Annotated in this window: 21 protein-coding genes and 1 pseudogene; 13 read left to right on the top strand and 9 right to left on the bottom strand. The window is 43.4% G+C overall.

Going from position 1 to position 25813, the window contains the following annotated elements:
- Nucleotides 1–161 precede the first annotated feature (161 nt).
- The 3 genes from polA to NI389_RS08090 all read left to right on the top strand — a co-directional run bounded on the left by polA (nt 162) and on the right by NI389_RS08090 (nt 4451).
- The gene (polA, locus tag NI389_RS08100) at nt 162–2909 is read left to right on the top strand and encodes a DNA polymerase I (protein WP_308362370.1); all 2748 of its coding nucleotides are present in this window, start codon (nt 162–164) and stop codon (nt 2907–2909) included.
- Nucleotides 2910–3271: 362 nt separating this feature from the next.
- Nucleotides 3272–3853 (top strand): YceI family protein, encoded by a 582-nt coding sequence (locus NI389_RS08095; RefSeq protein ID WP_308362369.1) that lies wholly within the window; start codon nt 3272–3274, stop codon nt 3851–3853.
- 52 nt (nt 3854–3905) lie between these two features.
- Nucleotides 3906–4451 carry a DUF1285 domain-containing protein gene (locus NI389_RS08090; RefSeq protein WP_308362368.1) on the top strand — a complete coding sequence of 182 codons (546 nt, stop codon included), beginning with the start codon at nt 3906–3908 and terminating at the stop codon, nt 4449–4451.
- A gap of 40 nt (nt 4452–4491) precedes the next feature.
- Here NI389_RS08090 and yihA read toward each other — a convergent pair whose 3' ends face one another.
- Entirely contained in the window at nt 4492–5127 is a 636-nt protein-coding gene (yihA, locus tag NI389_RS08085) for a ribosome biogenesis GTP-binding protein YihA/YsxC (protein ID WP_308362367.1), read from the bottom strand.
- 265 nt (nt 5128–5392) lie between these two features.
- Here yihA and NI389_RS08080 point away from each other — a divergent pair, with 265 nt between their 5' ends.
- The 6 genes from NI389_RS08080 (at nt 5393) to NI389_RS08055 (ending at nt 11031) form a co-directional block, all read left to right on the top strand.
- Nucleotides 5393–6025: a c-type cytochrome gene (locus NI389_RS08080; RefSeq protein WP_308362366.1), complete on the top strand. Its 633-nt coding sequence runs from the start codon at nt 5393–5395 to the stop codon at nt 6023–6025.
- Between the two features lie 786 nt (nt 6026–6811).
- Nucleotides 6812–7450, top strand: coding sequence for a class I SAM-dependent methyltransferase (locus NI389_RS08075; protein ID WP_308362364.1), 639 nt, complete (start codon nt 6812–6814; stop codon nt 7448–7450).
- 31 nt (nt 7451–7481) lie between these two features.
- The gene (gene yihI, locus NI389_RS08070; protein WP_308362362.1) at nt 7482–8072 is read left to right on the top strand and encodes a Der GTPase-activating protein YihI; all 591 of its coding nucleotides are present in this window, start codon (nt 7482–7484) and stop codon (nt 8070–8072) included.
- Nucleotides 8072–8587: a DUF2489 domain-containing protein gene (locus NI389_RS08065; RefSeq protein WP_308362361.1), complete on the top strand. Its 516-nt coding sequence runs from the start codon at nt 8072–8074 to the stop codon at nt 8585–8587. Before yihI ends, NI389_RS08065 begins: the two co-directional genes overlap by 1 nt.
- Before the next feature lie 272 nt (nt 8588–8859).
- Nucleotides 8860–9489 (top strand): trimeric intracellular cation channel family protein, encoded by a 630-nt coding sequence (locus NI389_RS08060; RefSeq protein ID WP_308362360.1) that lies wholly within the window; start codon nt 8860–8862, stop codon nt 9487–9489.
- Nucleotides 9490–9525: 36 nt separating this feature from the next.
- A complete protein-coding gene (locus NI389_RS08055; RefSeq protein ID WP_308362359.1) occupies nt 9526–11031 on the top strand; it encodes a YifB family Mg chelatase-like AAA ATPase in 1506 nt (501 codons plus the stop codon).
- Here the strand turns inward: NI389_RS08055 and NI389_RS08050 are convergent.
- The 3 genes and pseudogenes from NI389_RS08050 to NI389_RS08035 all read right to left on the bottom strand — a co-directional run bounded on the left by NI389_RS08050 (nt 11023) and on the right by NI389_RS08035 (nt 15905).
- A complete protein-coding gene (locus tag NI389_RS08050; protein WP_308362358.1) occupies nt 11023–11733 on the bottom strand; it encodes a response regulator transcription factor in 711 nt (236 codons plus the stop codon). The two genes, NI389_RS08055 and NI389_RS08050, sit on opposite strands and share 9 nt — an antisense overlap.
- A gap of 308 nt (nt 11734–12041) precedes the next feature.
- A pseudogene (locus NI389_RS21140) lies at nt 12042–14497 on the bottom strand (prolyl oligopeptidase family serine peptidase).
- A 199-nt stretch (nt 14498–14696) separates the two neighbouring features.
- A complete protein-coding gene (locus tag NI389_RS08035; RefSeq protein WP_308362355.1) occupies nt 14697–15905 on the bottom strand; it encodes an EAL domain-containing response regulator in 1209 nt (402 codons plus the stop codon).
- A gap of 224 nt (nt 15906–16129) precedes the next feature.
- Between NI389_RS08035 and NI389_RS08030 the strand changes: the two genes are divergently transcribed.
- Nucleotides 16130–17143 carry a metalloprotease gene (locus NI389_RS08030; RefSeq protein WP_308362354.1) on the top strand — a complete coding sequence of 338 codons (1014 nt, stop codon included), beginning with the start codon at nt 16130–16132 and terminating at the stop codon, nt 17141–17143.
- A 59-nt stretch (nt 17144–17202) separates the two neighbouring features.
- On the opposite strand, the gene NI389_RS08025 is transcribed toward NI389_RS08030, so the two are convergent.
- Nucleotides 17203–18519: a short-chain fatty acid transporter gene (locus NI389_RS08025; RefSeq protein ID WP_308362353.1), complete on the bottom strand. Its 1317-nt coding sequence runs from the start codon at nt 18517–18519 to the stop codon at nt 17203–17205.
- A 176-nt stretch (nt 18520–18695) separates the two neighbouring features.
- Here NI389_RS08025 and NI389_RS08020 point away from each other — a divergent pair, with 176 nt between their 5' ends.
- Entirely contained in the window at nt 18696–18920 is a 225-nt protein-coding gene (locus NI389_RS08020; protein ID WP_308362352.1) for a hypothetical protein, read from the top strand.
- Between the two features lie 63 nt (nt 18921–18983).
- Here the strand turns inward: NI389_RS08020 and NI389_RS08015 are convergent, their stop codons facing one another.
- Nucleotides 18984–19895, bottom strand: a complete 912-nt coding sequence (locus NI389_RS08015; RefSeq protein ID WP_308362351.1) for an AEC family transporter — start codon at nt 19893–19895, stop codon at nt 18984–18986.
- Between the two features lie 250 nt (nt 19896–20145).
- Between NI389_RS08015 and NI389_RS08010 the strand changes: the two genes are divergently transcribed.
- Nucleotides 20146–20517 carry a YacL family protein gene (locus tag NI389_RS08010; protein ID WP_308362350.1) on the top strand — a complete coding sequence of 124 codons (372 nt, stop codon included), beginning with the start codon at nt 20146–20148 and terminating at the stop codon, nt 20515–20517.
- 26 nt (nt 20518–20543) lie between these two features.
- Here NI389_RS08010 and NI389_RS08005 read toward each other — a convergent pair whose 3' ends face one another.
- Nucleotides 20544–21248 (bottom strand): 2OG-Fe(II) oxygenase, encoded by a 705-nt coding sequence (locus tag NI389_RS08005; protein ID WP_308362349.1) that lies wholly within the window; start codon nt 21246–21248, stop codon nt 20544–20546.
- A 28-nt stretch (nt 21249–21276) separates the two neighbouring features.
- Here NI389_RS08005 and NI389_RS08000 point away from each other — a divergent pair, with 28 nt between their 5' ends.
- Nucleotides 21277–21672, top strand: coding sequence for an acyl-CoA thioesterase (locus NI389_RS08000; protein WP_308362348.1), 396 nt, complete (start codon nt 21277–21279; stop codon nt 21670–21672).
- Nucleotides 21673–21745: 73 nt separating this feature from the next.
- On the opposite strand, the gene NI389_RS07995 is transcribed toward NI389_RS08000, so the two are convergent.
- Both NI389_RS07995 and uvrA read right to left on the bottom strand, forming a co-directional pair.
- Nucleotides 21746–22840, bottom strand: coding sequence for a hypothetical protein (locus tag NI389_RS07995; RefSeq protein WP_308362347.1), 1095 nt, complete (start codon nt 22838–22840; stop codon nt 21746–21748).
- Nucleotides 22841–22883: 43 nt separating this feature from the next.
- A complete protein-coding gene (gene uvrA / locus NI389_RS07990; RefSeq protein WP_308362346.1) occupies nt 22884–25703 on the bottom strand; it encodes an excinuclease ABC subunit UvrA in 2820 nt (939 codons plus the stop codon).
- Nucleotides 25704–25813 lie beyond the last annotated feature (110 nt).

Below are 25813 nucleotides of genomic sequence, written 5' to 3'. Positions count from 1 at the left end.
ACGCTCAGTTCCTAGACTCTTTCGTGTTTGTCTACAAAGTTATCCACAGATTGTGCAGTCCGTAAAGTAAGACATCTTGGCTATTTCAAAGCTCGTTTTCTAACGGTTGCTATGGCATGCTATAACCTATTCATCTTTGTTTCTTTCAGGATCCCTTCTTTATGTCAAAGATCCCTCAAAATCCACTTATTTTGGTTGATGGTTCATCCTACTTGTTTCGTGCTTATCACTCGCCACCGCACCTGACTAACTCAAAAGGCGAAGCCACGGGGGCTATCTACGGTGTAGTCAATATGTTGAAAAGTTTGATAAAGCAATATCAACCTTCGCACATGGCCGTGATTTTTGATGCGAAAGGTAAGACGTTTAGAAACGATCTATACAGTGAATACAAAGCGCACCGTCCACCTATGCCGGACGATTTACGAACCCAAATTGCGCCATTGCATGAGATCATCAAAGCGATGGGCTTTCCGCTTATCAGCATTGAAGGTGTCGAAGCGGATGACGTGATTGGTACGTTTGCACGAATTGCGTCTGAGCAAAAGCGTCATGTTCTTATTTCCACGGGAGATAAGGATATGGCACAGCTCGTTGATGAGCATGTGACACTGATTAATACCATGACAGATACGATTTCCGATCCAGACATGGTGAAAGAAAAATTTGGGGTGGGACCTGAGCTCATCATTGATTATCTTGCTTTAATGGGCGACAAAGTCGACAACATTCCAGGTGTTGAGGGCTGTGGACCAAAAACGGCGGTTAAATGGCTGCAACAATACGGATCGTTGCAAGGTGTTATGGATCATGCGCACGAAGTCAAAGGCAAGATTGGTGAGAAGCTTCAAAGAGCGCTCACACAGTTACCGCTGAGCTATGAATTGGCCACGATCAAATTAGATGTTGAGGTCGACAACGATCTTGAATCGCTGATTTTAAAAGAGCAAAACAATGACGCTTTAATTGAGTTGTACGGTCAGTGTGAATTTAAGCGTTGGCTTGCGGAGTTGTTAGATGGCAGTGCTACTGCGAAACAAGCAACTGCATTTGACCACTCTGCTGTCGTTGAAGATGAAGCAAAGACTGTGGCTGTGGAAGCACACTATGAAACGATCCTCACCGAAACCCAGCTAAAAACATGGTGTGACAAACTGAAAGCTGCAAAGGTGTTCGCTTTTGACACCGAAACGACCAGTTTGGATTATATGGAAGCAAAGCTTGTCGGGATGAGTTTCGCTGTGGCAGTAGGCGATGCAGCGTATCTACCTTTAGCTCACGATTACGTTGGTGCACCGGAGCAGCTACCGCTTGAGCTCGTGCTATCGCACATGGCGCCAATCCTCGCGGATAAACAACTGCTTAAGATTGGCCAAAACTTGAAGTACGACAAAAGCGTACTTGCGCAGGCAAACATCGAATTAGATGGGATTGCGTTCGATACGATGTTGGAATCGTATGTGTTTAACAGTGTCGGTACACGACACGACATGGACTCGCTGGCGCTCAAATATTTAGGCTACAAGACCGTGAGTTTTGAAGACATTGCAGGAAAAGGCAAAAACCAGCTTACGTTTAATCAAATTGAGTTAGAAAAAGCGGCATTTTACGCGGCTGAAGACGCGGATATAACGTATCGACTGCATGAGGCGCTGTGGCCTAAATTGGCTGCCGAGACGTCACTAATGAGTGTTTTTACTGAAATCGAATTGCCTTTATTGAGTGTACTATCAGATATCGAACGCACCGGTGTAGCGATTGACGTTGATATGTTAGGAGCACAAAGTAAGCACATTGCAGAACGATTGATTGAGCTTGAACAACAGGCGCATGAAATTGCTGAAGAGCCATTCAATCTAAGTTCGACAAAGCAACTCCAGCATATTCTATTTGAAAAACTGGGGTTGCCAATCGTTAAGAAAACACCCAAGGGCGCACCCTCTACGGCTGAAGAGGTATTGCAAGAGTTAGCACACGATTATCCACTGCCTAAAATTATTATGGAGCATCGTGGCCTGTCGAAATTGAAATCGACCTATACTGACAAATTACCGTTGATGGTGAATGCGAAGACGGGTCGTGTGCACACGTCATATCATCAAGCCGTAACCGCAACGGGTCGTTTAAGCTCAACGGATCCGAACTTGCAGAACATTCCAATTCGCAGTGAAGAAGGACGTCGAATTCGAGAAGCATTTATTGCCTCAGAAGGACATCAAATTGTTGCCGCGGACTATAGCCAAATCGAACTGCGGATCATGGCGCATTTATCGCAGGATAAAGGTCTGTTAAATGCGTTTGCACAAGGCCAGGACGTTCACAGCGCAACTGCAGCAGAAGTTTTTGCAGTGAGTTTAGACGACGTAACTACGGATATGCGTCGAAAAGCCAAAGCCGTCAACTTTGGCTTGATTTACGGCATGTCTGCATTTGGCCTATCTCGTCAATTGGACGTACCGCGTGCAGAAGCACAGCATTACATCGATAAATATTTCGAACGTTTCCCAGGCGTATTAGAGTATATGGAATCCACACGTCAAAAAGCGTCTGAAAATGGGTATGTCGAAACGTTGTTTGGCCGCCGTTTGTACTTGCCTGACATTAACGCGCGTAATGGTGCTGCTCGAAAAGCGGCTGAACGTGCAGCAATCAATGCGCCAATGCAAGGGACCGCCGCTGATATCATCAAACGCGCGATGATTGCGGTGCATGATTGGTTGAAATCAACCAGCAAAGACGAAATTAAAATGCTTATGCAAGTACACGATGAATTAGTCTTTGAAATCCGCTCTGATAAAGTTGACGAGTATAAGCAACATATATGTGAGTTGATGTCGAATGCGGCTAAGTTAGATGTGCCACTGTTAGTTGAAGCGGATAGTGGCGACAACTGGCAACAAGCGCATTAGTCCTAAACAAGGTCTGGGGAGCAAAGAACGTGTCATTTTTAACAAAATGTAAGTCGCTATAAATTATTGTAGCCAAAACATCAAATAGGCCTATATTTTGCTTGGAAGTGTTTATTTCTGGATGGCTATTTGCTAGAGTGCGCGCCGTCCTTATCCTGTAGGACATCCTGTTGATGATGTATCTCTCTTTTTGAGGATACAGCGTATTGATAGCTTCTCCCCAGATTGCTATACCGGCTCGTCGTTTTGACGAGCCGTTTTTTCTTTTAATGAATCTTTTCTTTTCCCCTCATTCGAATAGCCTTACACTTAAGCGCATAGTGGACTTTATTAATTATCTTAACTTTATAAAGGAATTCGTCATGCTTAAAACGATTTTCATGGCTGGGGCTACATTAGCATCTAGTTTGTTTGCAGCAAACGCTGTCGCAGATTGGCAAATCGATCCAAGTAACAGTGATGTTCAATTTGTCTCTGTGAAGAAAAACACGATTGGTGAAGTACATCATTTTACGCAATTCGCTGGTCGTTTATCTGATGCTGGCGAGTTCTCTTTTTCGATTGAACTCGCTTCAGTCGAAAGTATGATCCCAATCCGTAACGAGCGTATGCAACAAATGTTGTTCGAAGTTGCTGCGTTTCCTAAAGCGCAATTGACTGCGTCATTGGCAAAACAACTTAGCGGTCTGAAAGCTGGCATGAACAAAGTGGACGGCGTTGAAGCGACGTTGTCACTTCACGGCAAAACACAAAAGGTAATGTTGGACCTGAATGTAGCGAAGCTAGGCAACGATCTTTTCGTGACTACGCGTAAACCGCTTTTAATCAATGCGAAAGATTATGCATTGGATGCAGGCGTAGAAACGCTTAGAAAAGTTGCGGGATTAGACGCCATTGCACATGCGGTACCTGTTTCTGTATCTCTTCATTTAGTTCAAAAATAATCACTATGCGTGGCGCTTTGTTTGCGCCACGTATCGTTTTCCAAATAATTTTATGCAAAGACTTGATGCCCTTATTACTCAGCTAGTGTCCGTACAGGGACCGCAAGCTCATTGGCAACCCACTCACTGCGGAACGCTGCCAATCAAAATTGATACGGAGGCAAATTGGTTTCATGATGGGACGCGGGTAACGCGGCAAGAATTGATAAAGTTATGGGCCAGTGTACTTCGTGTTGAGTATGAAAACGGCGAGTCATTTATTGATGCGAGCTATCATTTGACCACGCCCGCTGAAGACGTCGAAATTGAAGTAGATGACGTGCCCTTTATTATTCAATCATGGACAGTTGTGTCCGTTGAGGAAGGAGAGGTCATTGTCGTTACTGATAATTTACAGCGGCAATGGCCATTGTGTACGCATTTTCCCCTAATTAATCGTGTCTTTCGAGAACAGCAAATTCCATACATGGTATTAAACGGGGGATTATTGGCTCGAATATCAAGACACGTTTATTATCAATGGGCAGAGCGGTCGATTGAGAACGAAGGGCTGTTTTGGTTGGTGTCAGGAAACGACCGTTTTTTATTGGCAGGTTAGGGCGCTCAGTTCACGCCCTTCCGATATATCGCTTCGGTAATTATTCCGTTTCGGTAGGTACTTCTTTAACGTATGGACCTAAAAACCAATCATCAAGTGTCCATGCCAAGTCAGTCAAACCAATGCCTTTCAACGATGAAAATGCATGAACTTTAATGTCACCGCCAAGTTCTGCAAGCGCTTTGCGGACCTGCAGTACTTCAGACTTACGTTTTCCTTGCGCATATTTATCTGCTTTTGTGAGTAACGCTAAAACAGGAATTTCACAGCCGACCGCCCATTCAATCAGATCTAAATCCAGATCCTTAAGTGGATGTCGAATATCCATAAGCACAACGAGACCTTTCAAGCTGTCGCGTTTTTGTAGGTATTCACCTAGCGACTTTTGCCACTTAATTTTCATCTCGAGTGGGACTTTTGCGTAGCCATAGCCAGGCAAGTCGATTAATCGTTTTTCTGCATCAAGCTCAAACGTGTTGATCAATTGTGTGCGGCCCGGCGTTTTACTGGTGCGTGCCAATTTTTGATTTGTCAGTGCGTTTAGCGCACTTGATTTACCTGCGTTTGAGCGACCAGCAAATGCCACTTCGATACCTTCATCAGCAGGTAAACGCGTAATATCGGGTGCACTGGTAACAAACTTTGCAGTGCTGTACTTAATACGAGATTTGAGCACGTACACATCCTCGATGCTAAAAAAGCGATAAAAATAAAGTTAAAGGGTGTCCAAGGATGGCATTTTAGCCTAAATTGCGCTGTCACAAAAGCAAACAACGGGTTAGTTGGCGCTTTGAAAAATTAATCTATGTCAAAACCCTATAATTTATAAGACTAATGTGGGTAGAAAACGTGCCACATAAAATATTATCGTGTAGAATGTAGCAATTGCATCTTTTAGAATGTAACCGTATACATACAGGGTCGGAAACAGAGAATTCACCATGAAAAAAATAGCACTCACTATAACTATGCTGCTTGGTGCGTTGTCAGCAAACAATGCAGTAGCATTTGACGGCAATGCAGAAGCAGGCAAAGCAAAATCAGCAACGTGTGCAGCGTGCCATGGTCCAGATGGTAATGCACCAGTCGCAATGTATCCAAAAATTGCGGGTCAACATGCTGATTACATCTATAAGCAGTTGAAAGAGCTTAAGCTTGGTATGACTTCTGGTGGTAAAGAAGGTCGTATGGATCCTGTGATGAGTGGTATGGCTATGCCTCTTTCTGATCAAGACATGAAAGATCTAGCTGCGTATTTCTCTTCTCAGAACATGTCTGCAGGTTCAACACCTGAAGAAGTCGTTGAGATTGGTCAAAAGCTTTATAAAGCAGGCGATGCTGAGCGCGGTATTCCAGCTTGTTCTGCGTGTCACGGTCCTCGTGGTAACGGTACGTCTCTGGCTAAGTTCCCGAAAATTTCGTTCCAACACCCTGATTACATCAAGTCACAACTATTGAAGTTCCGTGAAGGTACTCGTGCGAATGACATGAATGGCATGATGCGTGACATCGCGAAAAAACTAACGGATAAAGACATCGAAGTATTGTCAAAATACCTTGGTGGTCTTCACTAAGCCTATAAACTAAAGTCGTATTGTGGGGTAACCACCTACTACTTTATGATATATGTTGTGAGAAAGCGGCTTTATAGTCGCTTTTTTTTATCTGTGAAATTGTGAGATATATCTCACGATAGTGTAGGAAAATAGCTTGGTTTGATTGTAGGTTATAGCTTATTTTTCAGTTTGCGTTCATTTTAACCTAATGTAAAACCTGATTTTTTTATGTTTTAAATAATTTTTTTTTAATAAAATTGTTATTAATGTGTTGTGTATAGATGACGAAAGGGTACATTTATTCGTGTCGCAGACAACAATAACAACACGGATTTATTCGTACAGGAAGCGGGCGACAACGGTTGGTGTTAAGGTTGACACCCTATGGAACTAACAAGAAAGTGTTAGGAAGACCGAAAATAAAAAAGTAAGCATGGAAGTCTGATAATAAAAACAAAATGGAATGGCCACGGAAGTCATAATAAAAACAACACGGAAGCGATAATAAAAATAAGAATAAAGCAGACTAAAAAGTCGAAGGGAGAAGTGTCCAGTATTTGAGACGCTCAGATTAGTAGGCGGTAGAGCTAAGCTCTATCGCCTTTTTATTTTCTAGCAAATAACTTCAATTCAAACTCTTTAAAGCAAGTCATGTTGTACGGCGACTAGAACGAACGTCTCTTCCGCATATTTTACCTTTCTAGAACACGAACAAAAAAACATTTCATCCGTTGAATTTGATAATGCGGGCAAGGCAATTGATGGTACAATGTGCGATTGTGAATTCCTTTGTTTGGTTTCGACATGGTTTCAGAGTGCTGTGGATTATGTGGTTGTTCGCAACTATTGTTTTACGTTGAGGATAAACGTCGCACTTATCTACAATGCGCAGAGTGCAAATTGGTGTTTGTGCCTTCGCAACAGCATTTATCTCAACTCGACGAGAAGGCCATTTATGATCAACATGAGAATGCGTTGGAAGATGATGGATACCGTCGCTTCTTAAGCCGAGCTTTAGAACCTGTTGTAGAGCGTGTCGCTGCTGGCTCTTGTGGATTAGAGTTTGGCTGTGGTCCAGGACCTTTATTGGCTAAAATGCTTGAAGAACGAGGAATGCAAGTCGAGTTATACGATTTGTACTACTATCCTAATAAGACAGTATTTAACAAGCGCTATGACTTCATAACGTGTACGGAAGTGATAGAGCATGTGGCGCAACCGAAAGTGGTATTTGAACAGTTATTTTCAATACTGCAATCGGGTCAGCCTTTAGTCATGATGACAAAGCTTGTCATCGATGCCGAGCGGTTTAGTTCTTGGCATTACAAAAATGATTTAACCCATATTTCCTTTTTTAGCCGTGAAACGTTTGAGTTCGTTGCTCGGCAATATAACGCGACGCTCGAGATAATCGGTGCAGACGTTATTGTCTTAACACAGTGATTGCGTCTTAGACGTAAGGTGAATTAGCAAGATGACCAGAAAGAAAAAGTCGCGCAAAGTTAGTACGAACATTGCGCCAAAGTTAAGCAAAGAGAAATTGCAGGCCCTTCGCGCGGCGAAAGAAGCGCGTGCGAAGAAGCAAAGCAAAGGCCTAAAAGCAGGCTCTCGTAATGCGCAAGAAGCGAAAGTAGTCGATGCCAAGAATGGTGGTTCGAGTTTAAAAGATGCGCGCATTGGCAGTAAAAAGCCTATTGCACTAGTACCAACTAAAGATGTACAGCCAGCAAATGACGAGCCTAAGTTTAACCGTAGTGCTCAACCACAAGTCGTTCTGAAAAAAGTGGTGGAACCGACCTTAACGCCAGAGGAAGAATTGGCGCAGTTAGAAAACGATGAACGTTTAATGGTGTTAATTGACCGTCATGAGCGTGGTGAATTGCTCACAGGCAAAGACGCGAAATTCTTTAATAAGTCAATTGCCCGTCATCAAGAGTTATGTGAAATCCTTGGTATCGATGATGAGTTCGAAGAAGATGAAATCTTCGAAGCGGATCCGATGGCTCAATTTATGAGTGATGATCTGGCGAAAGAGTGGTTTGATGATGAGGACATGAAGGACTAATGACTTCTTCTTGGTATGTTGCCATTGTTGTTGGTGCGTTGATTATCGCAGGTCTGGCATTTTATGCCGGACAACTGCTTTGGCAAGTCAAAACGCAGCGTGAGAACATGGCCAAGCAACAAGCAAAGGCAAAAGCGGAATTAGAAACAAAACGCGCAGAACGAAATGCAAAGCTTGCAGACAACATCAACCTAATTGCAAGGGCGATGAAAGAGAGGCAATGCGAGTATTCTGAGGGCTGTTTGCGTGTTTGGGTACTTATGTCGCAATACAGTTTCGAGACGCAACGTGACTTGCAAACTGAGTTTTCTGGTATCTTCAAGATGTACGAAGAAGTGAAGGAAATGCCGACGCACGATGCTCGAAAAAAGTACTCAAAGAAAGAAATCTTCAAAATGGACTCGCAGCGTTGGCGAGCTGAAGAGCGTTTAGCCGATGAAATAGCGGCAGACTGTGAAAAGTTAATCGGTGAATTTCATCCATTACCAGGACAAGAAAACGTCGTATTTAGCTAGAAACACATGTTCTAGAAGAAGGCGACGATTTAGTCGCCTTTTTTATTGCCGTTTTTTGAGTCAGATAAGTTTTTGTTGATCGGTGCGCTCTGTATTTGTGAGCGTGTACAGGCTTAAATTGCCTGACCTAAAGTCTGTAAGCGTGTGAATAAAAAACGAAATCGGTAAATTGGTATACAGTTAAAATAGCTTAGTATTGAGATGAAGAGGTCTTTGAGTAGATTGGCTATCTCGCGCTCAAAGTCACCAACGAATAAAAAGTAGAGAGTAACATGCAAGATCTTTGGCATTGGTTTGATTTAGTCGGTGTGGCTGTATTTGCTATCTCTGGCACCTTAATTGCGCACAGCAAACATATGGATGGATTTGGGGTGATAGTACTCGCAACGGTTACTGGTATTGGTGGCGGTACCGTCAGAGATATTATTTTGGATACTCCGGTGTTTTGGCTACGAGATCCGAGTTACTTTATTGCTATTTTCACAGCCATTGCGCTCAGTATTTATGTGTTGAATCGCCAACGTAATATGCCAGCACAACTGTTACAAATAGCGGATGCGTTTGGTCTCGCGTTTTTTGCCGTTATGGGAATGCAAAAAGCCGTATTGCTCGGCATGCCGAATACCACGGTCGTGATTATGGGCGTTTTAACGGGTTGTTTTGGTGGCGTGATCCGTGATGTGTTAGCGAGAGAGATCCCCCTTTTACTGAAAGGGGAATTGTATGCGATTACCTGCATTGCTGGCGGTATTGTCTATACTCAAGCCTTATCGTTTGATTTAGGTATGACGGTTGCGATGTGGTCAGCGATGGCGACGACCTTATGCATGCGGTTAGCTGCCATGCGGTGGAATTGGGTCATCCATGTTTTCCGTTATCCAGAGGGACATCAATCGTTATAATATTATCGCCTTAACTTTATGGAGAACGACAAGGATATGTCATTAGCCAGAGTGTTAACCCGTGCTCAAGTGGGAGTACGGGCGCCACTTGTCCAAGTGGAAGTCCATTTGAGTAACGGTTTGCCAGCTTTTCAGATTGTTGGTTTACCGGAAACCTCAGTCAAAGAAGCCAAAGAGCGTGTGAGAAGCGCATTAACCAATGCCCACTTTTCATTCCCCGATACTCGTATTACCGTTAATTTAGCTCCAGCTGACCTACCCAAAGAAGGTGGTCGGTTTGATTTAGCGATAGCCATCGGTATTTTAGTGGCGTCAGGGCAATTGCCAGACACCGTGACCAACCAAGCTGAATTCTTCGGTGAGTTGGCGTTGAACGGCGAGTTACGGCCTGTGCATGCGATTTTGCCCTCCGTTATCGCCGCCTCACAAGAGAAGCACCACTGCTTCATACCTTTATTGAATGATCCGATGGCTAGTCTCGCATCACATTCAGAGCGATATGCGGTTGATTCGCTCCAATCATTGTGGCGGTTTGTTCAAGGCGAAGCCACGGCACAGGTGAATGCGGTTTATCACACTGAAGTAGAGCAATTGAGCATGGATGTTGATTTCAGTGAAGTCAAAGGACAGGCCGCGGCGAAGCGCGTCCTCGAAATTGCGGCGGCTGGAGGGCATAATGTGCTGTTTCTTGGTCCTCCAGGTACAGGAAAGTCGATGTTAGCGCAGCGTTTTCCTTCAATTATGCCGTTAATGAGTGAAGCGCAAGCACTTGAGAGTGCGGCTGTACATTCGCTTATGGGGCATGCTTTTGAACCTAAACGATGGCGGATCAGGCCGTTTCGAAGTCCACATCACACGTGTTCTGCCGTTGCTTTAGTAGGGGGGTCATCGAATCCTAAGCCAGGTGAAATTTCGTTAGCGCACAACGGCGTACTCTTCTTAGACGAACTTCCTGAGTTTGATCGGAAAGTGTTGGATTCACTTCGCGAACCGATGGAAACCGGTGTGGTGACCATTTCTAGGGCGGCGAGACAAGTGGACTTTCCAGCCCGTTTTCAATTGGTTGCGGCATTGAACCCTAGCCCAACAGGGCATCACACTGATAAAAGAGCGACACCTGACCAAGTATTACGATATTTAGCCAAGATAAGTGGTCCATTTGTAGACCGGATTGATTTACAGATAGAGTTGCCCAAGTTATCCAGCATTGAACTGATGTCGTCTTGCCAAGCGGAGAGTAGCGCTGTGATTCGAAAGCGTGTGCAAGCGGCCTTTGATTTTGCACAACAACGGCAAAGTAAAACCAATGCGTTATTAGGCTCTAAAGAGGTGGAACGTTTTTGTCATTTAAATTCGGAATGCAAAGCCTATATGAGTAAGGCGATGGAGAAATTGAATTTGTCGCCTCGTTCTTATCATCGAGTATTGAAAGTCGCGAGGACTATTGCTGATTTAGAGCAATTACCAGTGATACCGCTACAGGCAATCAAAGAAGCGCTCAGCTATCGGGCTTTTGAGCGCTTACTAAACCAATTAGGTTGAAAGCATGTAGCCTTTACCACGCACAGTGACGATACGTTTTTGTTCTTTTTCGTCACCAAGCTTCTTGCGTAAACGGCCAACCAGCACATCTACGGTACGGTCATTTGGACTCCAGTCTACTTGACCTATGTCTTCCGAAATTTTTTCACGAGACGTGGCTTTACCGGCGTTAGCAATGAGACAAATTAATACTTTATGCTCAGCTTCGGTTAAACGCGATTCATACCCTTGAGGGTTAATCAATGTACGGTTATCTGGATGCAACTTAAAGTCTGCATATTCGATGTATTCTTCTTCCTCGTCGTCTTGTTGCTGGAATTGACTTGCAAGGCGTTTATATACAGCGCGCATGCGCAGTTCTAGCTCCAATAAATCAACGGGTTTACAGATATAGTCGTCTGCGCCTTGTGCAAGACCCGCTATCCTATCGGCTTGAGAATCTCGACTGGATAACACAATAACGCCGACGTTGGTCAACGTGTTGAGTTCACGAGCAAGCTGTAAACCATCATGATGAGGTAATACCACATCGACAATAGCAAGACGAATTGGATTGTTTTCTTTTACGCTTTGTTCGACCTGTTCCAAAGCACGCGCACCTGTGTCATCAACCGAAATAAAAAATTCGGTGTTCTGAAAGTGGCTTTGGATCCGTTTTACTAAAAGCTCGTCGTCTTCGACTAACAAGACGTGAATGGCCATACTTAACCTAGTATTTTAACATTATTCTTATATTAGCATCGTAAAAAGCGCGCTGAGAAGGGTAAGTCCATTAATTCTTTGTAAATTTTCGTGTATTTATTTAGGGACTGTTGAAAAAGTCGATTTAATGATCTTTGTCTTCACAAACTCGAATGCGTTTCATTGTCTATTTTTAACACTAACTTTATAAAATTTATAGAAATTATTGAATGTTTTTTATTCTAGATTGATTCGGCAATTATGCATTATGAGCATTTAAAAACACATGTCGTACCAATAAAAAAGGAGCCGAAGCTCCTTTCTAATCGTTATTTACCTTGATAGAGGTAATCCCACCATTGAGGCTCGTCTTTTAAATGCTTATCAAAGTAGGCTTGCATTGTATCCCACCATTTAAAGCGACGGTCGCGCGCAAAGATTTGATGGTTAGCGCCTTTGAACTCAACTAACTCAACATCTTTACCTAGGATTTTTAGCGCTGTATACATATTGTGACTTTCGCCTGGCGGCACATTAGTATCGGCATCACCATGAATTAACAGTAAAGGAGAGTTCACTCTATCAGCATGGAAAACAGGACTATGTTGCGAGTACAGTGCGGGGTTATTCCATGGGAAACTATTTTTTGACGCTTCACCTGAATACAAGTAACCCCACCAACCTTGGCCCCAATAGGACGTAATATTGGAAATACCGGCATGGGCGATTGACGCGCTGAATAAATCGGTTTTGGTCGCAAGCAACATGGTCATGAAGCCACCATACGACGCGCCCAAATTACCCACTTTTTTAGGGTTTACAAAGTTATACTGCTTTAAAAATGCCTGAGTACCTTGAATAATGTCATCCGCTGTTTTTTCACCCCATGCGTTTACGTGTGCAGAGGAGAATGCTTGGCCAAAGCCTGTTGCGCCCGTTGGTTGTAGCACATAGACGACATAACCTTGCGCCGCCCAGTAATTGAAGGGGTAACGTCCAGTGAAACCTCGATTCACGGGTGATGTACCACCGTAATAGTAGACTAATGCCGGGTACTGTTTCGTCTTATCTAGATTCGTAGGTAAGTAAACTCGACCTTTTATCTCAATGCCATCTTGGTTTTTGAAATTGAACGCTTCCAATTGAGGAATCGCGGTATCCGCATAGGCAAGTAGTTTCGAGTCCCACAGCGTTTCTGATTTGTTTTTATTGACGTTCAGTTTTACTAACTGTTGTGGTGAAGTTGCGGTTGAACCTGTGACATAAACTTCAGGTGTACCAGATTGAGTGACGGCAAATTTTTCCGTGACATCCAACCCCGTTTTCAAGCGCGTGAAGCGATTTTTAGAGGCATCGTAGAAAAACAAGGGTTTTGTGTCTTCTTCGGTGACGGACAAAACCAAGTCTTCTTTATTAACGACTTCAAAGCCACCGATGGAAGGGTCGAACGTTTTGCTAAGCGCCTCGACGTTTTTACCATCCGCAGAAAGCCAATAAAGCTGTCCATCATAATTATTAGCCAACTGCCCTTCTGGAATAGTGCGACCGGCGCCGTTCATAAAATCAGGACCCGCCACAATATAAAACCCTTTTTTGCCATAACGCGCTTCATTGAAGGTTCTGTATTGGCCGATCATCGTTTCTTTATATGACGTTAAGTCGACCTCAACCAATTCCGTCATTGCATGAGGGGGGCGGCATAATCGCTTAATTGACGACTAATAAGAATCGTGTTTTTTTCGGCGTCGAAATCTTCAAGTGTGGCACTTAATTTACCTTTGGTCGCGGCGGTAATAAGACCACTTTCGAGATCAAAACGGTAGATTTGACTGTTTTCTCTAAAATAAGACCAGCGATCTTCAAGTCCTCGATAATGTTTAGTGATTTTATCATTATCATCTGTGCTTTTTGACCAAGAAAAAATCAAAGTGTTATTATCGAAGAACTGCCAATCAGAGGTCGATGCGAGATGATGCGGCATAGTCTTGAGATTGAGTGTCGCGACATTAAGGATGTTTAGTTCATCATTCGATAGAAATGCAATGCGCTTGCTGTCTGGCGACCAACTTAATGAGGCTGCAGAATTACCCGCAAAGCGGTATTTAACCTCACCTTTTGCGTTAAATAATGTTGTAACGCTAATCGGCTTATTGCCTGTTTTATCACTGTATTTACGTTCCGTCGTAATATAGAACTTTCCGTTTGGTGCCAAAGAGATAGCGCTTACGGTTGGTGCATCAAATAATTGTTTAGGTGACAGTGAGTGTTCATGAGAGGAGTGTGGCAAAACGACATCATGATCTGCTTTACCCTCAAATGAGAGCATGACTTTATTCCAATCAGGAACTTGCTCGGTCACAACTAATAGTTCGTAATCACCGGTCGGTAGTGCGATAGACTGCGTCGTTGAGTCTCCTTGACGCTCGCCATTCAAATAGACAGTCGCTTTCTCAATTCCAACAAGCGTAAATTTACCTTCAGTAAAACGGGTTGTCGAAAAACGATATTTTAAGGCTTGCATCCCTTCAATTGTCAGTGCACTAACCGAGTCGAAAGGCTGCCACCTCAGTGTTTTTTGACCTAGTATTAGTTTTCCATTTGATGTACTTAACGTTGCTGCAAGCGCATCGACCATCTCATTTCTATGTGGCGTTTCGAATGGCTTCAGCGTTGAACCTGAGGTCAATGGTCCAATGAATTCTATTTGTTGTTTTTCAATCTGCGCAGCATTGAGGTGCAATGACAATGCACAACACAGTAAAGAAAGTGTCGTTCTTATCTTCATGGGTGAGCCTATTGTAGGTAATTTTGTGAGACTATATCACGGATAAATTGGGAGGTATGCCGCATGCGACTAGTCGCAAAGTTTTACGTTACATCGCGAGGCGATGTTGATGTTTTTAAATGTGCCTTGCAACGTTCAGCTTACTAAAGTTGAAAAGCTGAAGTTTTCGTTGTTTCAATAAGCAGCACTAAAGTAATGTCTACTGATCTGAATTAATCATCCTGAGCCAAGACAACGCCCAACGTAGAAACTCTCGTTTCGATTTTGGACGTGATATTAGAAAGCCTTGCATGAGTAACGTGTTTTTATACCGTTCGAGGTAGTTTAGTTCCTCGATGCGTTCAATGCCTTCGGCGACGAGGACAATACCTTCATTTTGTGCGATGTCGACAAGTCCATCGACAATAACCTGTGAAAATCGATCCGTATCGATGTGTGACACCAATGAACGGTCTAGTTTTATTTCATTTAAAGGTAAGGTTTTTAACTGACTTAGGTTAGTGAACCCTGTGCCATAATCATCAAGAGAGATATCAAAGCCTCGCATACGCAGTCGGTTTAGTGTTTCTAGCTGAAGTGGGCGATTTAAGGGTTGGTGTTCTGTAATTTCTAAAATGATGTTTTCCGGCTTTAGATGATTGAGTTCTAATATTAATGCCAGCTTATCAGGACAGCCATAATCATCTAATTGCAGTGGCGATAAGTTGAAAGCGAGTTTAACTTCGCCATGCAAGGTCTGGCGAATTTCTTGGAAATCTTCAGTCGCCTTTTCAAATAGCTGGAATGTAATTAGGTTTATAAGATCGAGATCTTCAGCAACGCCAATAAAGCGGTCGGGTAAAATCAGTTGCCCTGTCTCGTTGGATACGATGCGGGCCAGTACTTCAACACTCGTGATGCGTTTTGTTGCTCGGTTGATTTTGGGTTGATAAAACGGCGTGATCTCATTTTTACTGATAGCATCAAGCAGCAGGTCTTCAGTAATTGGCTGATTGGCTTGCTCCACAGGTTCTATGAAGAGTTTCAGCTTTTCCAATACTCGGCTGACTTCACTTAATTGTACAGGCTTAGAAATGTTGCCAAGTAGATGAGTGCTGTGAAACCGAGCGAGATTCGCAGCCAATTCGATGATTTTGGAATCCATTTCAGAAATAATAACGATGCCCCCTTGAAACTTACACTCACCAAGCTGGCGAATAAATTCCATCCCGTCCATTTCAGGCATATTTAAATCGGTAAAGACAGCATCGTAACCTAGAGGGCGTTTTTTGATGAGTGCAAGTGCATCAATCGCGGAATTACACATCGTTGCGTTGGTCACGTCTAACTCTGTCATAATGGCTTGCATGACCAATAAAATCGCGGGTGAATCATCAACAACTATGATCCGCGTCTCTGAATTCTGCATGCTAGCTCCCTTGCTATCAACGGATAAATCTAATACTAAGTGTAGTAGAGTTCCTTATCTTGTCATCAATTTTGCTCAGAAAATGGACGATGGTACAGTGGAAGAACCAAGCTTTTTGCTAACGTAATGCAATTTATAAACTTAATACCAAATTCAACGTGTGGCGTTGTGAGTTTTGAATCAAGTTGCGATAATGGAACCACGTCGTCGAGATATAAACAATAATGAATAGAATCGAATTACACCTTGCGAATAAGTCATGTCATGTTTTGTATAACCAACACGACATTCTGCAAGTTTACGTTGATCAGCAAGCATTACCGCTCACCCCAATTGAAGCAAACAAATACCAAGTCGACATTGATGGTCAACAAGCCATTCTGAATGCGCAGCATTTGGTCGAGGGAGTTTTACTCGTACAGATTGGCAACGAGCCTGAATTTGCAGCTGAAGTTAAACATTTTAACGTTGAAGGTCGAGGAGGAAAACTCGGTGTATTGGCGCTGGTATTTAAGCTGTTTAAAAGTACCAAAGTAATTAAGGCAGCGCTTGCTGGCGCATCTGTCGCAGGCTATGCATGGTTATTTAGCTGGCAATTTGCACTGATGTTGGTGCTATGTTTGGTTGTTCATGAATATGGTCATGTTCGTGCTATGCAATATTTTGGTATTAAAACCAAAGGAATTTATTTGATTCCATTCGTTGGTGGTTTGGCTGTGTCCGATGAAAAAATCACCACGCGCTGGCAGGATGTTGTGATCTCCCTAATGGGGCCTGCATTTGGGTTGCTCACCTCATTTTTAGGTGTTGCGTTATATTACGCAACTGAACTCGAAGTGTTTGCCGGTGTTGCTGCGCTCAGCGCATTGATCAATTTATTTAACCTATTACCAATGTTGCCACTTGATGGTGGACATGTGCTGAAAAGTATCAGTTTCTCTTCCCGTTCTTGGGTTGGTTTAACGTTGTGTTTAGGCGGTGTACTGTTTGGATTATGGCTAAGCTATACGTTTGGCCTTACGTTGCTCGTCTTATTTTTATTTTTGGGCACGCTTGAAATTATCTTTGAATGGCGAATGAGAAATTTGTCGCATCTGCTACCTTTGAATACATACGGACAAGTCGTATCTGCGCTTATGTATTTATTGGTTGTGCTCGGTCATTTGGCGGTTATTTTCCATTTTGCCGATTCAGAGCATCCAATATTGAGTTTACCAGTTAAGATTCTGTCTAGCTGAGTTCGGTGACAAGTAAGGTGATAGAGGGCTTTCAGCCCTCTATCGTTGATTCGGATCCACTAGGCTGGAATGAAGGTCAGGCAGAGCGCGATGATAGCACCTGTGACGAACAGCTGAACAAGACAAAAACCCATAATGTCTTTTGCACGTAAACCAGCAATAGCGAGTACCGGCAACGCCCAAAATGGCTGAATTAGATTCGTCCATGCATCTCCCCAAGCCACTGCCATCGCAACTTTCGGTATATTTGCTCCCAGTTCAAGCGCCGCTGGCAGCACGATAGGGGCTTGTACTGCCCATTGACCACCCCCTGATGGAACCATAATGTTAATGAGCCCCGCACTAAGAAAACTCCAAAGTGGCAATGTTTGCGCATTGCTGATGTTTATAAAGCCCTCGGCAATGGATGCGGCTAATCCTGTTTTTACCATGACGGCCATAAGCGCTGCGTAAAATGGAAATTGAATAATGATCCCCGCGCTGCCTTTTACTGCTTCATTTAGGCTGCGAAGTAAGTTTGCCGCAGATTGATGCAGTGTAATGGATAAAAATAAAAATAGGGCGATGACACTGTTTAAGTTGAGCGTGCCTCCTTGTTGTACAAAATAAACAAGCAGGTAAACTAGCCCAAAGAGACCGATGGTAGTGCCTAACACTTTGCTTTGTTCAATCCGCTCTGCTGGTGTTGTCGCCTCAGGTATATCGATAGGCATCTCGTTTAGTTTTGATGCAGGAACGATGATTTGCTCTGCTTCTGGCGGGAGTAAAGCGCGGTTGAGTAATGGTAATACGACCAGCAGCGTAACTAATATAAGTAAGTTGAACGGTGCAAACAGCGTTAATTCCGTATTGATGATTCCTATCAAATCGCTAGTGAAATGGGATGGCGTAGCGATAGTAAGCGGAACTGAACCGGAAAGACCACCATGCCAAACAATAAATCCCGAATAGCTGCTGGCAATAAGTACTCGGTAGTCAACGGTTACACGTTTTGCAAGGGCTTTAGCAAAGAGCACGCCAACAACAAGACCAAACCCCCAATTGATCCAACTAGCAAGCATAGAAACGACGGTGACCAGCAGAATCGCTTGGCCTCCACTTTTGGGTTTTTCAGCAATTGCATCAAGGAGTTTGATACATGCAGGGGTATTGGCTAACATGTAACCACATAGCAGGACGAGCACCATTTGCATTGAAAAGGTGAGTAGATTCCAAAAGCCACTTCCCCATATTTGCAGCACGTCGAGTGCTGGGGTGGGCGTTGCAAGTGTCGCAATCGCTAAGACCACGAAGGTGAGCAATATAACGAAAACAAATGGATCAGGTAAGAAGCGCTCCACGCATTTTGTGAAAGGCTTTGCGATGTGGTTGAGCATATTGAGCAAATCCTGTTACTTTTGACTAATAATTAGTAAAACACACAAGGAATATCAGTATTAGTGTTTTTATTATTTTAAATCATGTTGATTTTAAAGGAGTTTAAGAGTTGGCATGAAAACTGTAAACATTCCAATAAACGTAAAGAAAACAAAGTAAGAATAGTGAGGTTACTATGGCAGGACAAGGTTCAGGCGGAAATGTATTGGCTGCAATCTGTAATGTGTTTTTTCCAGGGTTAGGGCAACTCGTTCAAGGTCGTATTTTAGCTGCTTTGATCTTCGCAATTGTTTTTGTTGGTGGTGCGGCGTTGTGGTGGCTAGTTGTGCCTGGCATTATTGCTGCAATTGTCTATGTATGGGCAATCATTGATGCAGCTAAGTATGACCCTAATCGATAGTGATAAAGACAGGGTGTGCAAAGAGTTAGGTGAGTAAAATAGCCTAGCTCAATGCCGACAACGTTAGTGTGTTAAAATACTTATCCAAACACTGAGTGTTAACGCACTCAACATAGTTGAAAGTACCACTCCTCCAGCCAATTGAGGCTGCATTGTATTAAGCTGACGTGAAACTAAATAAGCGTTAACGCCAAGTGGTGCAGCACTCATTAGTGTGACCACCGCAATTTGTTGTGATGTCAGCGCGAATCCATATTTAGCCAGAGCAAAGACACTTGCAGGTAAAAGTATCAATTTAATGAGACTGATTAATGCCGCTTCTTTCCACATAGATCCAATTTGGTAGTAGCTTAGGTTAGCACCTAAGACAAACAGTGCGCCTGCCAATGCAGGTTGTCCCGCTAAAGTCATGGCTTCCAGTAATACAGTTGGAAAAGGTGGCAAGATCAAATTAGCTAAAATACCTAAAGTGATGCTTGCTACAATTGGATTTTTCACCAAAGAAGACATTATTTGCCGTTTACTTGCTTCAGGGTTGCGAGCAAGTAAAAAGGTCATTGCAAACAGCAACGCGCTGTGAAAAGTAATGATGACAAACACCATTGCACCAGCCTCTAAACCAAATTGAAGCAAGATAACTGGGAGAGCCACTAGCACGGTATTTGAGTAGGTGCACCCTAACGCAAAAACCGCCATATCGACTTTTCTATATGCCAACACCAAGTTTCCTATTGTGTACACCGCGACAAACGTGAGTACCACAGGTACATAGAAAGACAGCATGCTGGCGAGATTCAATTGCGCGTGAAGATCCGCTTTCAACATGTTGGTAAACAAAAAGATTGGTAAGATTAAATTAAAAATAAAATGGCGTATCCCATCGAGTTGATCTGTGTTTACCCAACGGCGTTTTGAACTGATAAAGCCAAATAACACGATAAAAGAGAGTGGGAAAATAGTGCTGAATGCGCTCATTTATATAGCTTGAATGAAGTTTTAATTATTATCCCAATCGGACATTGAAGTGGCAAGCAAAAGGCTATGGGCGTGAATAACTTGCCAAAAAGAGTGCTAAATACATTTGTTTATTTAATATGTCGTTTTCTCAAGTGGCAAAGTTTTGACCTTCAAACCATGCGCTATTGCGTTAGGTTTTTGTGTTCGAACAGGTGGGACTGTAAACAGGAGTAAGCTACAATGCGCATCCATTTTTTGAGGAAGTTGTATGGAATATCAATTCATTCGAGATCCCCTCTTTGGGATCCGCTGTAAAATGACCGAAGAACACACCTTACTAGGGCGCTGGTTAAGCGATGAGATTGGCCCTGAGCGTGTTGCAGAAGTGGTCAAATGGATTGAACTAGTTGAACATGAGCCTCAGACGCTGGTGGACATGGGGTCGGAAATACGCTTGACCTTAACTCGGCAAGAAGCATTATTAGAAGCGCATGCGTTATTCATGGATGACGAAAGTCTGCTTGATGCTTATCGAGATGATCAGCTCGAATTTGATGAAGAAGGATTAGTTGCCGTGTGTGGTTTTGAAGACTTCAAAGCATTGATCCATGATTTCTCTGAATTCATCTCGAAGCGCTAGCGACGAGATGAATCAATAAAGCCTAATTATTGTGGTGGCTGTCCGTAGATCTGCTCCGCGCGATTGAACAAAACCCAAGATGTCAGAATATATTTGTCATTAGATTTAGGCATGTTTCCTCGGTGTGTATGCGTGAAGTAAGCTGGCGCAATCACCATTGAGCCTTTTACCGGTTTCAACTTTCTTTGTTGGTAAAAGAACTCAGTCTCTCCACCTTCTTCAACATCATTTAAATAAAACATAAAGAGAACCACGCGATGCAATGCTTCGTTGTGTCCAAGTTGCGGGTAAACTTCACTGTGCCAGTAAGGATAACCACCTTGATGAACCGGGTATTTTTGTGCCTGTATTGGTCCTAAGCGGAACAACTGCTGAGTCAGTATGGGAAGCTGGGGTTTGGCCACTTCTTCAAAGTTATCAACTGTAATATCAACGGGTTGGCCAGTTTGTGGATGATACACTTTTAGTCCAAACGCGCCTATCATCATAAAAAAGTGTTCTTCAATGTATTCAAATAGGTATTTTGCCGTAACTTGTTGAATGTGTGTCAGTTGCTTGGCATAGTCAGGGAAAGAATTTAAGTACAAATCCTGACTGACTTTTTTACTCGTATCAATGCCGCCAGAAGTACGGCCTTGAGTGACATGCGGGGAGTTATCAAATGTTTGAACGAATTGATCGCAAAAGTCTGCGCTTAACGCATTTTCGTAAATACGAATAAAATCAGTCATAAGAACCTAACTTGTTATTGGAATTTTTATGTATAAATTGATGGAACAAGTACACCCTCGTTTTAGCGAAACGGATGCGCTCGGACACATTAACAATACCGTAGTCCCTGTTTGGTTTGAAGCCGCGCGTACCCCAATCTTCAAAATATTTACACCAAACCTTGATCCAAAACAGTGGAAGCTAATCATCGCCAAAATCGAAGTCGAGTTCAAAGGCGAACTTTTTTATGGCGAAGAAGTCGAGATCCGAACGGGGATAGAACGCATTGGTAATAGTTCTTATGTGATAGTTCAAGAAGCGTGGCAAGGGGGGCGCGCGTGTGCCGTGGGGAAAACCATAATGGTGCGATATAGCTTTGCAGATAAATCAGCGGTGTCCTTATCAGAAGAGGAACGAGCGGGACTATCGACATTTCTCATCTGAGTTTAAATAACGTGCAACTCTCCCTTTGAAAATTATGGGAGAATTGCACCGTTGTCAATTGCTGACTCTACCATTATCTAGGTTGTTTGAACTGGTGACCAAGCGCTGCAGAAATGCACGGTTTGACTTCGTAGCGGTATCGCAAAGGTTGAGATGAGTCTCGGAATATTTCGACTATCTCAAAATCATTTAATTCCACAATGCGACTATTTTCATCGTGCTCACAGCGTGACTTTTCGTCTGCTTCCTGAAAATAAATGAAATTCGCGATGAACTGTTTTATATGTTGGTCGTATGCTTGCCCTTTTTGGCGGATCTTTGAGTTTCGTTCACGTACCTTGTCCAATTTCAACTTATTTGCACTGAGGTTTTCTGGTTTGGGCGTCGATTCGTCCTCTGCTTGTATTTGAACATCTAAACTGATACCGAGAGGTTCTTCAGTTTTAGAGTCTTGCGGATCGTCGTCCTTATTCACATCAATGACCCCATCAAAACCTCGCGCAATTCCGTTTAGTGTTTCATTTATACTGGTTGATAAGCCGCTTTCTTGTGTCATGGTCACCGCAGCGGCTAACAATGTTAGGCTAAATCCATAACGCACAATGCCAGTGATAAATGGGAAACGATAATCAGGGGAATGAAAATATTCATGGACACCTAATGGTCTTAATATGAGCAAAGCAAAAAGATACAGCGGCATAGCCAATTGTGTGATCAACAACACAAACAAAGTGGTGATGGCAAACCATGAAGGGATGGAAAGTAATAGTGCCATATTGTGACTGTAGGGAAATTTGTCAGCATTCAGGCCAGTGATATCGTTGATCATGCCTGCAGCTTGAACCAACGCATAATTGGCGACAAAGGCATAAAACAACAAGATGATTGCTTTACCCGGTAAACTTTCCCAAAAGTGGTAGAAGCGCGGCCAAAATTCTACAACGAGCGCAATGAGTGCTATGAACAGCGCAAAATTGATAAAAGGATTCGCAAAAGTGGGTGGTGTCTCGTCCATCACTGGCAAATCGACAAACAATCCGCTAAAACAAATCATCAAAGCTGAAAAGTAGCAGCGTTGTGGAAAATTTAGGCTAAGCCAAAACGATTTAATGCGGACGAGTCCAAATCGACTCGACCAGCGTTTTATGGGAGCGAGTAAGCGCATCATGTCATCCCTGTTTTTTTTATTATGATGCGCTCATCTTAGGGTCTTAAAGTAGGGGTTTCAAGTATTTCCCTGTGTGAGACTGAGGACAATCAGCAACCGCCTCCGGTGTGCCCGAGATTAAGATCTGCCCTCCACCTGAACCACCTTCTGGACCCAAATCAACAATCCAATCTGCCGTTTTAATCACATCCAGGTTGTGCTCAATAACGACAATTGTATTTCCATGGTCACGCAATCGATGTAATACGGTTAACAGTTGAGCGATGTCGTGAAAATGAAGACCAGTGGTTGGTTCATCCAATATGTATAACGTCTTACCTGTATCACGTTTAGACAACTCTCTGGCTAGTTTTACACGCTGTGCTTCACCACCAGATAAGGTTGTTGCAGCTTGACCCAAGCGAATATAAGAAAGGCCTACGTCCATCAACGTTTTCAACTTACGATGGATAGCTGGAATGTTAGTAAAGAACTCGCAAGCATCTTCGACCGTCATTTCTAGGACTTCGTGAATATTCTTACCTTTGTACAAGACTTCTAATGTTTCACGGTTATAGCGTTTGCCCGTACAGACATCACAAGGTACATAAACATCAGGCAAAAAGTGCATTTCAACTTTGATCACACCATCTCCCTGACATGCCTCGCAGCGTCCGCCTTTGACGTTAAAGCTAAAGCGGCCAACTTTGTAACCGCGAGAGCGAGCTTCTTGGGTGCCCGCAAACAATTCTCGGATCCCAGTAAAAATTCCGGTGTAAGTTGCTGGATTAGATCGAGGAGTACGACCAATAGGACTTTGATCAATGTCGATCACTTTGTCGAAATGATCGAGGCCTTTAATTTCTTTGTACGGAGCAGGTTCTGCGGTCGTTGCCCCATTTAATTCTGTCTGTGCAAGCTGATACAACGTGTCGTTAATTAACGTTGATTTACCTGAACCAGATACACCCGTTACACACGTCATTAAACCGACGGGTAATTTTACATCTACGTTTTTCAAGTTGTTGCCACTTGCCCCAAACAGTTCTAACCATTTGTCACTAGGTGCGTTGCGCTCTTTTGGGACTTCAATGCATTTAGTTCCAACAAGATATTGTCCAGTTAGAGAGTCTTTACATGCCATAATGTCATCACGAGAACCTTCCGCCACAACACGACCACCATGCACGCCGGCTCCTGGGCCAATATCGATAATATGGTCTGCCGCGCGAATCGCGTCTTCGTCGTGTTCAACGACAATGACGGTATTGCCAAGGTCTCGAAGGTGCGTCAATGTGCTGAGAAGTCTGTCGTTATCACGTTGGTGTAAGCCGATAGAGGGTTCGTCTAGCACGTACATTACGCCAACGAGCCCAGCACCGATTTGGCTGGCAAGTCGAATACGCTGCGCTTCACCACCTGAAAGGGTTTCCGCACTGCGCTCGAGCGACAGATAATTAAGGCCTACGTTGACTAAAAAGCTCAATCGATCTCGGATTTCTTTTAATATTTTCTCTGCAATTTGTGCTTTTTGACCCGTTAGCTGGATTTCGGTGAAAAACTGCAACGAGTCACCAATGCTCATTAACGTGACAGTGGGTAAGTTTGTTTTACCGATGAAAACATGACGGGCTTCTTCACGCAGTCGCGAACCATGGCAGGTTGGACACGCTTGTGAGGTTTGGTATTTGGCCAGTTCTTCACGTACTGAATTTGATTCTGTTTCGTGGTATCGGCGCTGCATGTTGTTCAAGATGCCTTCGAACTCATGGTGGCGCGTTAATACGTCGCCACGGTCATTCCGATAGTGAAACGCAATTTTCGTTTTTCCACTGCCTTCGAGTACGACTTTTTGTGCGGCCGAGGGGAGTGCGTTGAAAGGCGTATCTAGATCAAAATCGTAGTGTTCTGCGACAGATTGCAACATCTGAAAATAGTAGAAACTGCGTTTATCCCAGCCTTTAACTGCGCCTCCGGCTAAACTCAGCTCGGGGTTATGAACAACACGTCTTGGATCAAAGTATTGTCTCACGCCAAGACCGTCACAGCTTTGACAAGCCCCTGCAGGGTTATTGAATGAGAACAAACGGGGCTCTAATTCTGCCATTGCATACCCGCAAGTAGGGCAAGCAAAGTTCGCTGAAAACACCATTTCTTCAGAGAGTGATTCATCCATTGCTGCAATTTGTGCGATGCCACCAGATAGCTCAAGTGCAGTCTCGAAAGATTCAGCCAAGCGTTGTTGTATATCGGCTTTTACTTTAAATCGGTCAACAACTACTTCGATAGTGTGTTTCTTGTGAAGTTCAAGCGTTGGCGGATCAGATAGATCACACACTTCACCGTCAATTCGGGCACGAATATAACCCTGTGCGGCGAGCTGCTCTAACAATTTGACGTGCTCGCCTTTTCGCTCTTTAACAACTGGGGCAAGGAGCATTAATTTACTGCCTTCAGGCAGTGCAAGTACGCTATCGACCATTTGTGACACGGTTTGTGCTGATAATGGCAGGTCATGTGTAGGACAGCGAGGCTCGCCCACACGTGCAAACAGTAGACGTAAATAATCGTATATTTCAGTAATCGTGCCCACGGTAGAGCGAGGATTGTGAGACGTGGATTTTTGTTCTATTGAAATGGCGGGGGAAAGCCCTTCAATATGGTCAACATCGGGCTTTTCCATCAAGGATAAAAATTGTCTAGCATAGGCCGAGAGCGACTCGACGTAGCGACGTTGTCCTTCAGCGTAAAGGGTATCGAATGCAAGCGACGACTTACCCGAACCAGATAGGCCGGTTATCACAATAAGTTTATCACGAGGGATCGTCAGTGAAATGTCTTTCAAGTTGTGCGTTCTAGCACCACGTACTTCAATATTGTCCATGTTGACCTTGTATATTACTGAAACGTATAACTGTGATTTTGTACAGTATCGCATACTTTTTGAAAAAGTAGAGACTCTTTTTAAAAACCAACTAAGCTATTTAATAGAGT

Source organism: Pseudoalteromonas xiamenensis (assembly GCF_030994125.1).
Classification (GTDB): Bacteria; Pseudomonadota; Gammaproteobacteria; order Enterobacterales; family Alteromonadaceae; genus Pseudoalteromonas; species Pseudoalteromonas xiamenensis_B.
The sequence above is the reverse complement of the archived record's forward strand: the minus strand, read 5'-3'. Positions and strand labels throughout refer to the sequence as shown.

Excerpts from the sequence above, each read along its gene's own strand:
- NI389_RS08020 (WP_308362352.1), top strand. The coding sequence starts at position 18,696 with ATGGCAGGACAAGGTTCAGGCGGAAATGTATTGGCTGCAATCTGTAAT.
- NI389_RS08005 (WP_308362349.1), bottom strand. The coding sequence starts at position 21,248 with ATGACTGATTTTATTCGTATTTACGAAAATGCGTTAAGCGCAGACTTT.
- NI389_RS08060 (WP_308362360.1), top strand. The coding sequence starts at position 8,860 with ATGCAAGATCTTTGGCATTGGTTTGATTTAGTCGGTGTGGCTGTATTT.
- NI389_RS08030 (WP_308362354.1), top strand. The coding sequence starts at position 16,130 with ATGAATAGAATCGAATTACACCTTGCGAATAAGTCATGTCATGTTTTG.
- NI389_RS08035 (WP_308362355.1), bottom strand. The coding sequence starts at position 15,905 with ATGCAGAATTCAGAGACGCGGATCATAGTTGTTGATGATTCACCCGCG.
- NI389_RS08095 (WP_308362369.1), top strand. The coding sequence starts at position 3,272 with ATGCTTAAAACGATTTTCATGGCTGGGGCTACATTAGCATCTAGTTTG.
- NI389_RS08065 (WP_308362361.1), top strand. The coding sequence starts at position 8,072 with ATGACTTCTTCTTGGTATGTTGCCATTGTTGTTGGTGCGTTGATTATC.
- NI389_RS08080 (WP_308362366.1), top strand. The coding sequence starts at position 5,393 with ATGAAAAAAATAGCACTCACTATAACTATGCTGCTTGGTGCGTTGTCA.
- NI389_RS07995 (WP_308362347.1), bottom strand. The coding sequence starts at position 22,840 with ATGATGCGCTTACTCGCTCCCATAAAACGCTGGTCGAGTCGATTTGGA.
- NI389_RS08075 (WP_308362364.1), top strand. The coding sequence starts at position 6,812 with ATGGTTTCAGAGTGCTGTGGATTATGTGGTTGTTCGCAACTATTGTTT.
- NI389_RS08000 (WP_308362348.1), top strand. The coding sequence starts at position 21,277 with ATGTATAAATTGATGGAACAAGTACACCCTCGTTTTAGCGAAACGGAT.
- NI389_RS08015 (WP_308362351.1), bottom strand. The coding sequence starts at position 19,895 with ATGAGCGCATTCAGCACTATTTTCCCACTCTCTTTTATCGTGTTATTT.
- yihI (WP_308362362.1), top strand. The coding sequence starts at position 7,482 with ATGACCAGAAAGAAAAAGTCGCGCAAAGTTAGTACGAACATTGCGCCA.
- polA (WP_308362370.1), top strand. The coding sequence starts at position 162 with ATGTCAAAGATCCCTCAAAATCCACTTATTTTGGTTGATGGTTCATCC.
- NI389_RS08055 (WP_308362359.1), top strand. The coding sequence starts at position 9,526 with ATGTCATTAGCCAGAGTGTTAACCCGTGCTCAAGTGGGAGTACGGGCG.
- NI389_RS08050 (WP_308362358.1), bottom strand. The coding sequence starts at position 11,733 with ATGGCCATTCACGTCTTGTTAGTCGAAGACGACGAGCTTTTAGTAAAA.
- NI389_RS08010 (WP_308362350.1), top strand. The coding sequence starts at position 20,146 with ATGGAATATCAATTCATTCGAGATCCCCTCTTTGGGATCCGCTGTAAA.
- NI389_RS08025 (WP_308362353.1), bottom strand. The coding sequence starts at position 18,519 with ATGCTCAACCACATCGCAAAGCCTTTCACAAAATGCGTGGAGCGCTTC.
- uvrA (WP_308362346.1), bottom strand. The coding sequence starts at position 25,703 with ATGGACAATATTGAAGTACGTGGTGCTAGAACGCACAACTTGAAAGAC.
- NI389_RS08090 (WP_308362368.1), top strand. The coding sequence starts at position 3,906 with ATGCAAAGACTTGATGCCCTTATTACTCAGCTAGTGTCCGTACAGGGA.